9 protein-coding genes and 1 other RNA gene are annotated in these 8,482 nt (G+C 38.2%); 4 read left to right on the plus strand and 6 right to left on the minus strand.

What is annotated here, in order from left to right; genetic code table 11:
• Positions 1-142 precede the first annotated feature (142 nt).
• The 6 genes from dtd to ACTQZM_RS11350 all read right to left on the minus strand — a co-directional run bounded on the left by dtd (position 143) and on the right by ACTQZM_RS11350 (position 5,664).
• Positions 143-589, minus strand: a complete 447-nt coding sequence (gene dtd, locus ACTQZM_RS11325) for a D-aminoacyl-tRNA deacylase (RefSeq protein ID WP_349276832.1) — start codon at positions 587-589, stop codon at positions 143-145.
• A gap of 4 nt (positions 590-593) precedes the next feature.
• Positions 594-2,807, minus strand: coding sequence for a RelA/SpoT family protein (locus tag ACTQZM_RS11330; protein ID WP_016250954.1), 2,214 nt, complete (start codon positions 2,805-2,807; stop codon positions 594-596).
• Between the two features lie 167 nt (positions 2,808-2,974).
• Positions 2,975-3,475 (minus strand): hypothetical protein, encoded by a 501-nt coding sequence (locus ACTQZM_RS11335; protein ID WP_113827186.1) that lies wholly within the window; start codon positions 3,473-3,475, stop codon positions 2,975-2,977.
• Between the two features lie 9 nt (positions 3,476-3,484).
• On the minus strand, positions 3,485-4,246 hold the full coding sequence (locus ACTQZM_RS11340; RefSeq protein WP_441653827.1) for a 16S rRNA (uracil(1498)-N(3))-methyltransferase: 762 nt from the start codon (positions 4,244-4,246) through the stop codon (positions 3,485-3,487).
• Positions 4,246-5,196, minus strand: coding sequence for a 50S ribosomal protein L11 methyltransferase (prmA, locus tag ACTQZM_RS11345; protein WP_441653828.1), 951 nt, complete (start codon positions 5,194-5,196; stop codon positions 4,246-4,248). Before prmA ends, ACTQZM_RS11340 begins: the two co-directional genes overlap by 1 nt.
• A gap of 12 nt (positions 5,197-5,208) precedes the next feature.
• A complete protein-coding gene (locus tag ACTQZM_RS11350) occupies positions 5,209-5,664 on the minus strand; it encodes a DUF3013 family protein (protein WP_168930271.1) in 456 nt (151 codons plus the stop codon).
• A gap of 171 nt (positions 5,665-5,835) precedes the next feature.
• Here ACTQZM_RS11350 and ACTQZM_RS11355 point away from each other — a divergent pair, with 171 nt between their 5' ends.
• From ACTQZM_RS11355 to ACTQZM_RS11370, 4 genes are all read left to right on the plus strand, one after another.
• Positions 5,836-7,110, plus strand: a complete 1,275-nt coding sequence (locus ACTQZM_RS11355) for a replication-associated recombination protein A (RefSeq protein ID WP_441653829.1) — start codon at positions 5,836-5,838, stop codon at positions 7,108-7,110.
• 100 nt (positions 7,111-7,210) lie between these two features.
• Positions 7,211-7,402, plus strand: a non-coding RNA gene (gene ssrS, locus ACTQZM_RS11360) — 6S RNA.
• Between the two features lie 111 nt (positions 7,403-7,513).
• Positions 7,514-7,792, plus strand: a complete 279-nt coding sequence (locus ACTQZM_RS11365; RefSeq protein ID WP_248623986.1) for a hypothetical protein — start codon at positions 7,514-7,516, stop codon at positions 7,790-7,792.
• Between the two features lie 70 nt (positions 7,793-7,862).
• Positions 7,863-8,339 carry a universal stress protein gene (locus ACTQZM_RS11370; protein WP_016250947.1) on the plus strand — a complete coding sequence of 159 codons (477 nt, stop codon included), beginning with the start codon at positions 7,863-7,865 and terminating at the stop codon, positions 8,337-8,339.
• Positions 8,340-8,482: the final 143 nt, after the last annotated feature.

The raw sequence follows: 8,482 nt of genomic DNA on the forward strand, positions 1-8,482 counted from the left end.
TTAAGATAAGCATTTACAACTTGCTTTTTAAACTCAAAAGAATATTTGGACATAAAAATACCGACCTCCAATTGTTAGATTTTATGGTCTAACTTTTGGGGGTCGGTACATTTTGTGCGGATCACTACCTTTTTTATTGTATTTATTTATTTTGGCTGTCGATGATGATCGTTACAGGGCCATCATTGACGAGGTGACACTTCATATCGGCACCGAAAATGCCCGTTTCAACCGGAATGCCTGCTTGACGCAACCCTTCATTAAAAGCCTCGTATAAAGGAATGGCTGTATCGGGTTTAGCCGCTTGCACAAAGCTTGGTCGATTGCCTTTTTTAGTGTCCGCAAATAAGGTGAATTGAGAAATACTCAAAATCTCCCCACCGACATCCATAATAGAACGATTCATTTTTTGTTGATCATCTTCAAAGACGCGAAGTTTACTTATTTTACCTACTAAATAATCGACATCTGTTTGTGTGTCTTGTTCATGGACACCAAGTAAAATCATAAAACCTTTACCAATTTGACCTACTGTGTTGTCATCCACGACTACTTTTGCTTGGCTGACTCGTTGAATTACCGCGCGCATGGACTCATCCTTTCATCCGACGTACAGAATAGACATCGGGAATTTGTTTGATTTTATCGACAATTGATTTCAAATGATTTAAGTTTTGAATACGTAAAGTTAGACGAATGGTAGCTGTTTTTTCCTTGTTCGATCTCGCTTCTACGCTACTCAATTGTTTCGTCATAGAGTTAACGGTTTGTAAGATGTCATTCAATAAACCGTTACGATTGAAGCCATGAATTTCCAAATCAACATCGAATTCCATATTCATGACTGCAGTATCTTCCCATTCCACTTCAATCATGCGGTTTTCAAAGTCAACGGCATGACGGACATTTGGACAATCTGCACGGTGAATCGACACCCCACGTCCTTTAGTGATATAGCCGACAATCTCATCACCTGGTACCGGATTACAACAACGGCTCAAACGAATAAGTAGATTATTGACCCCTTCAATGACAATGCCGCCTTCATGACGCACTTTCATCTTTTCAGGTTCTTTTTTCACTGGATTGGTCAATAAATCCTCTACTTCTTGCTTTTGTTTTTCTTCTTGTTGTTGCTTGCGTTCTTCTTCGGTCAAACGATTCACAAAAGTCGTGGCACTCATTTCTCCAAAACCGACTGCTGCATATAAGTCTTCTTCGGAATGGTAATTAAAGCGTGACATCGCCTCTTGAATTTTAGCCTTGGTCAAGATTTCTTTTGGTACAAAGCCTAAATCTTGAATGACCTTGCTGACCATTTCACGCCCTTTTTCGATATTTTCATCGCGATCTTGGACTTTAAAGAAGCGTTTAATCTTATTTTTTGCCTTAGAAGTCGCCACAAATTTCAACCAGTCACGACTTGGCCCAAATGAATTAGGTGAAGTCAAGATTTCGACAATATCCCCATTTTTCAATTTGTAGTCAAGTTGTACCATCTTCCCATTGATTTTCGCACCGACTGTTTTATTTCCAATATCAGTGTGGATACTATAAGCGAAATCAAGTGGACCAGACCCTTGAGGCAGCTCAGTCACATCGCCTTTAGGAGTGAAGACATAGACCTTATCACTAAAGATATCGCCTTTGACCCCTTCCATAAATTCAGAGGCATCATAGCTTTCATCTTTGAGTTCCAAAATTTCTTTAAACCAACCCACTTGTTTGGTCATGCTGTCTGGTTTGACTTTATCGGTTTTTCCTTGTTTATATGCCCAGTGTGCCGCAACCCCAAATTCGGCAATTTCATGCATTTCATGGGTACGGATTTGCACTTCAAGTGGATTTCCTTTTGGCCCGATGACTGTTGTATGCAAGGATTGGTACATGTTAGCTTTAGGCATCGCAATATAATCTTTAAAACGCCCTGGCATTGGTTTCCATTTGGTATGGATACTACCCAACACCGCATAACAATCCTTGATGGAATCCACAATCACACGAATCGCTAATAAGTCGTAAATTTCATCAAATTGTTTCTTTTTATCGACCATTTTACGATAAATCGAATAAATATGTTTTGGTCGACCATAAATTTCGGCATAAATCTCTAGTTCTTCCGTCGCTAAACGAATCTCTTCTACCGCTTCAGCAATGTAGGCTTCTCGTTCATCGCGTTTGGTTTGCATCAAATGAACGATACGATAATACTGACTAGGATTAATATAACGTAAAGCACGGTCTTCTAATTCCCATTTAATCCGGCTAATCCCTAAACGGTGAGCCAATGGAGCATAGATTTCCAATGTTTCTTGTGCAATGCGGCGTTGTTTATCTTCTCTTAAATGTTTTAACGTCCGCATATTATGCAAACGGTCCGCTAATTTCACCATGATGACTCGCAAATCTTTGGCCATCGCAATTAACATTTTGCGGTGATTTTCTGCTAATTGTTCTTCATGAGATTTATATTTGATTTTACCTAATTTCGTGACACCATCGACTAACATCGCCACATCTTTACCGAAATCTCTTTCTAAATCTTCTAAAGTCACATCCGTATCTTCTACAACATCATGTAAAAAACCTGTGGCAACAGTATGTGGATCCATATGTAATTCCGCTAAAAGTCCAGCTACTTGAATCGGATGAATAATGTATGGCTCGCCTGATTTACGAAATTGATGGGCATGGGCTTTAGTCGCATAATCTAAAGCTTTTTGGACAAAGGCGGTTTCTTCTTCGCTCATATAATCTGCAACCATTTTGATTACACTTGGCCCTGAAAGTACGATATCTTTTGCCATTTCACTCACCTCGCTTGATTTTCTACTATTATAGCAAAAAAATTCCATCCATTACAATGAAAGACGACTATTCAAACGCTTTTATCTTATCTTTTTCGATTTTAGCCATCATTTAACCTAAAAAAAGAGCATCTGACACTAAAAAAGCATCAAATACTCAGCAAAAATTATAATAAAAATTCAATAAACTCATCCACAGCCATCTGCAAAGAATTCTTAAATGAAAAGCCACAGTAATGAGCTAAACTAGCCAACAAATCAAACATATCCGTTAACAAAGCTTGATCTAATGGTTCATGTGTTGTCTTACTATGAATGATTTGACTTGAAAGTTGATAAATTGCTTCATCCGCCCGATTAAATAACTCAAACATATCATTAATGAAGAAGTAGGTTTCCTTCACTTGATACTCACTTAAAGAAGGCAGGCCTAAAGTATGATTAATCTGAATTAATTCCACCGCCATATCACCAAATGCCGAGGCCATCATCAATTCCTCAGGGTCAAATGTAGCTGCTTGCTCCACTTCCTTTTGCACAATTTGGTTTAAATAAAATAGATTTAATGAACCATAGATATAACGAATTTGTGCTACATTCATATTCGGAACAGAGACAAATTCATTTTCTGTCAGTGCTGCTTCTAACTTTGTAATTGCTTGTTGCATCTTATTCACTCACTTTTCTTGGTTTATCAATTCAAAAAAGAAACTACTGCTTGCTAAAAGATATAAAGGTGCGGTCTCCGTACGTAATATTCTTGGCCCTAATCCACAGCATTTGCCACCTAATTGCTTGAATTGCTCGATTTCTGTCGGCGTAATGCCCCCTTCTGGCCCAAAAATAGCTAAAAGCTTCTCATTAGGGGCAAGCTGTTGAAAGACTTGCACCAATTGACTATCTTCGCCTTGTTTGGCCGATTCTTCATAAGCAATGATGATGTGATCATATTCGGCTGCGCGTTTTAATAAATCTGTAAAGTGTTCCAACAAATCAATTTTAGGTACGACTTGACGATGCGATTGTTCCGCAGCTTCTTGGGCAATTTTTTCGAGACGTTCTTGTTTTTTAGCTAGTTTTTTATCATTCCACTTCACAACCGAACTAGCTGCTGGAAAGCCAATCAACTCTGCCATACCTAGTTCTGTCGCTTTTTGGACAATCCACTCTAGCTTATCACCTTTTGGATAGCCACTAGCAATAGTAATATGAACTGGTAATTCTTTTGCTTGTTCTTCTTTAGCCACTTCCACCAAAGTCAACGTATCTGGGGTGATTTCGCTAATTTGTGCCATAATGACTTGTTGGTCGCTAAAAGCTAGATAGACTTGACTGCCAACTTTCATCCTCATCACGTGAACCATATGATGATACATTTCCTTGGTTGCCTGATAGCTTTCTTGTACTTGATAAGGGGTATCAACAAAATATCTTTGCATTAATCTTCACCCAAGTCTTTTTTCAAAATAATCGCATACCAGTCTTTTTGGTTCAATTGTTGTTCCACGACAAAGCCTGCCTTCTCACATGCAGCTAAGACCATTTCGCGTTTGGCTTCGATAATTCCAGAGATAATCAAATGCCCAGTATCTTTTAACAAACGATGCGCATCCTCTAACATTAAGACGATAATATCTGCTAAAATATTGGCCACGATGACATCCGCTTGTATTTCGATTCCTTTTAGTAAATCATTGGCACTGACCTTAACATCACTAGCAATCGGGTTTAAGTCCATATTTTCTTTTGCTGCTCTAACCGCGACTTCATCCAAGTCAAAAGCATGAACCTCTTTGGCTCCTAAATATTTACTTGCAATACTTAACACACCTGAGCCTGTCCCTACATCAAGTACCGTTTCGTCTCCATGTAAGGTCACTTCTAAAGCTTGTAACGTTAAGCGAGTCGTCGGGTGTGTCCCAGTACCAAAAGCCATACCTGGATCTAAGGTGATGATTTTTTCTTCTGGATGGGTTGCTTGATAGTCTTGCCAGCTTGGGACAATCGTTAAAAAGCGACTAATTTGCACAGGATGATAATATTTTTTCCACGCCGTCGCCCAATTTTCCTCAGAGACTTCAGAAATTTCGACTTCATTTTTACCAATGGCTAAACCAAATTCAGCCAATTGCGCAATTCTGTCTTGAATGGTTGGCATAATTTCAGGCAAGAAGGTTGTTTCAGGGAAATATGCCGTAACAACCGCCCCTTCTGTAATCATTTCATAGTTTTCTTTGTCTAATAGTTCTCCATAGGCATCTGTTTTATAATTTTCGATATCTAAACTATCTTCAATCATTACGCCACTGGCACCGGCTTCCATTAAAATATTAGACACCGCTTCGATTGCTTCACTTTCTGTTGTGACTTTTACTTCATTCCACTTCATCTTTTCACCTTCTTAAAATTTAGGATAAGGAATCCAACGAGCAGATCCTTCATTTTCAATGATTTCTTGTAGTCTAGCTTCATCAAAAGTTAATTCAAACACTTCAGCTTCTTCGTCTTCTAAAAAGTCGAAAATATCAGACATGCCTTGGTCTAATACTTCATTTAAATACGTAACAAGACCCGCTAAAGTCGTACTTTCAATCCCTTTTTTACGCTCAAAAGGCATTGTATATAAGTAATCATTTGCATCAAATTGAGATTTTTCAGTGTAAAGTAAAATCCCATCTTCAAATTCTATCGCTTCGACTTCCTCTTCACCAGCTAACTCTTCATTGCTTGCTAAATATAGGCGAAAAATGATTTCTATCGTATGGTTTTTAGTATTCCAATCTAATGCGACATCATAATCAGTCACTTTTTGATCAATTTGTTGGTCTAAAAAAGTTAAAATATCTTCTTTGGCCACTGATTTCCCTCTTTTCTGAATAATTTCCATCACTTTCATCATACACAATTCTTTTACTAAATCATAGCTAAAACCATCATTTGCGCAAAAAAATGTTTCAACTAGCTTATTTTGCACAGATAATGCTATACTATGTAAGCAAAGCATTTTTTGATAGAGAGGATGTATCGTATGAAACCATTAGCTTATCGCATGCGCCCCACTCAATTATCCGAAGTCGTTGGGCAAAAGCATCTCGTGGGACCAGGACAAATTATTGACCGAATGATTACAGCTAAAATGCTATCCTCTATGATTTTATATGGACCCCCAGGCACAGGAAAAACAAGTATTGCCTCAGCCATCGCCGGAACGACCAAATATGCCTTTCGTATGCTAAATGCCGCGACTGACAGCAAAAAAGATTTACAAATCGTTGCAGAAGAAGCCAAAATGAGTGGTACGGTAATTTTACTCTTGGACGAAATTCACCGTTTAGATAAAACCAAACAAGACTTTCTATTGCCTCATCTAGAAAATGGTCGCATTATTATGATTGGCGCAACAACTGAAAATCCTTATATTTCCATCAACCCAGCCATTCGCAGTCGTTGTCAAATTTTTGAGTTAAAACCATTGACCCAAGAAGATATTTTAGCCGCGATTGACCGAGCATTAGCAGATACTGAAAAAGGATTGGGCGAATATCCCGTCCATCTAGCAGATAACGCCCGACTTCATCTATCGCGGGTAACCAATGGCGATTTACGAAGTGCCTTAAATGGGTTAGAATTAGCCGTCAAATCCACCCCCGTCGATGAAGCTACCGGAAAGATTGAAATTACCTTAGAAATTATAGAGTCTTGTCTGCAAAAGAAAGCATTGACCCATGATAAAGACGGAGATGCCCATTATGATGTGATTTCCGCCTTGCAAAAATCCATCCGAGGAAGCGATGTGGATGCGGCACTACACTATTTGGCACGGTTAATCGAAGCTGGGGATTTACCCATTATTTGTCGGCGGTTAATGGTCATTTGCTATGAAGATGTAGGCCTGGCAAATCCCCAAGCCGCTGCCCGTACTGTTTCTGCAATCCAAGCTGCTGAAAAACTAGGATTTCCTGAAGCACGGATTCCATTAGCCAATGCTGTGATTGATTTGTGTCTATCTCCTAAATCCAATTCAGCCATTAGTGCCATTGATGCAGCCTTAGCCGATGTCAGAAGTGGAAAAGCAGGCGATGTTCCAGATCATTTACGCGACAGTCACTATCAAGGGGCGAAAAAATTAAATCGTGGGGTAGACTATAAGTATCCACATGACTATCCAAATCAATGGGTGAACCAACAGTACTTGCCAAACAATCTTGTGCATCGTCATTACTATCAACCAAAAACAAGTGGCAAATACGAAAAAGCCTTAGCCATGAGATATCAACAAATCCAAGAATGGAAGCAACATTAATAAGTTATCTAATAACGAGTATAGTCCTTCTTAGAAAACGTTATCAATTTTTAGGTGTTTCACTTGCACTCTTTGAAAAACTATGCTAGTATTAGTTATGGGAAATCTGTGATGTGCGAATTCTCCCTTTAGTGTGTTGACCGAACATTGTTATTGATTTATTGGGATCTAATTGAATCTATGCGGGTAACATGCCTTTTCATTTGGTAGTTCAAAGGATAGATAGAAGAGCCCACCTGCTAGTTTGCGGGATCAATACCTCGGGATAAAAAACGGCATCTACGGATAGTACCCATGATAACCAATATAGGTTGAGCCTGGCTTTATGGTCAGGCTTTTTTTCTTGCCAAAATTGAGTATAATAAAGCTGTGAAAAATATCAAAATCGAAAGGAAAATAGTTCATGTTAATCCAAATCTTATTATTTATCATGGCCTCGCTATTATTAGTGATTGGTTATTTCTTAATTTTCAAAACAACGATTGCCTTACAATTTTTAAAACCTAAAGAAGATTTAGCTTCTGTATTAAGTGATTATGGTAAATTTTTTGTAATCGGTGGTATTCTAGGGATTGTCTGCACTTTTATGAATGATCGCTTCTTTAGTATTTGTTTTATTATTGCTGTTTTTATATTAAGTGGGGTTTTCTCTTCTTTTTTAGCAAAAAACTTAAAATTATAATAGAAATTTTGTGACAAATCGCTTTTTTTGTTTTAAAATAAAGGTAGATATAACAGAGAGGAGGATTCTTATGTTGCAAGAATATAAAAAAATTATGGTCGCTGTAGATGGTTCCAAAGAGGCAGAATTGGCATTTCAAAAGGCGGTGAATGTTGCACGACGGAATGATTCTGAATTGTTATTAGTCCATGTCATTGATACGCGTGCTTTCCAAACAATCTCTTCTTTAGATGGTATGATGATGGAACAAGCAAGTGAAATGGCTAAACAAACCTTGGCTGATTATCAAAAAGCTGCTAGTGAAGCAGGGGTAAATCAAGTCAAAACAATTATCGAATACGGTTCTCCTAAATCAGTGATTGCTAAAGAATTACCTGAGAGCGAAAAAGTAGATTTAATCATGCTAGGTGCGACTGGTTTAAATGCAGTTGAACGTTTATTTATCGGTTCTGTATCTGAATATGTTATCCGTCATGCAATTTGTGATGTCTTAATTGTACGTACCGACTTGGATAATAAAGTGCCAGAAGACGAAGAAGAAAAATAATATATAAATGAATGAAAAAAGCGGAGGTCACTCTGAGGTGACCCCAAAAAGTTAGACTTTTTTACGAGACGACTCCGGTCGTCTCGTTTTCATTATGCAGCTAAAAGATGGAGCCTATATTGAACAGGACTCATCCATCCTAA

The organism is Enterococcus cecorum (assembly GCF_052119425.1).
GTDB classification, from domain to species: Bacteria; Bacillota; Bacilli; order Lactobacillales; family Enterococcaceae; genus Enterococcus_E; species Enterococcus_E cecorum_C.

Coding starts and splice junctions, on each gene's coding strand:
- dtd (WP_349276832.1), bottom strand. CDS start 589: ATGCGCGCGGTAATTCAACGAGTCAGCCAAGCAAAAGTAGTCGTGGAT.
- ACTQZM_RS11330 (WP_016250954.1), bottom strand. CDS start 2,807: ATGGCAAAAGATATCGTACTTTCAGGGCCAAGTGTAATCAAAATGGTT.
- ACTQZM_RS11335 (WP_113827186.1), bottom strand. CDS start 3,475: ATGCAACAAGCAATTACAAAGTTAGAAGCAGCACTGACAGAAAATGAA.
- ACTQZM_RS11340 (WP_441653827.1), bottom strand. CDS start 4,246: ATGCAAAGATATTTTGTTGATACCCCTTATCAAGTACAAGAAAGCTAT.
- prmA (WP_441653828.1), bottom strand. CDS start 5,196: ATGAAGTGGAATGAAGTAAAAGTCACAACAGAAAGTGAAGCAATCGAA.
- ACTQZM_RS11355 (WP_441653829.1), top strand. CDS start 5,836: ATGAAACCATTAGCTTATCGCATGCGCCCCACTCAATTATCCGAAGTC.
- ACTQZM_RS11365 (WP_248623986.1), top strand. CDS start 7,514: ATGTTAATCCAAATCTTATTATTTATCATGGCCTCGCTATTATTAGTG.
- ACTQZM_RS11370 (WP_016250947.1), top strand. CDS start 7,863: ATGTTGCAAGAATATAAAAAAATTATGGTCGCTGTAGATGGTTCCAAA.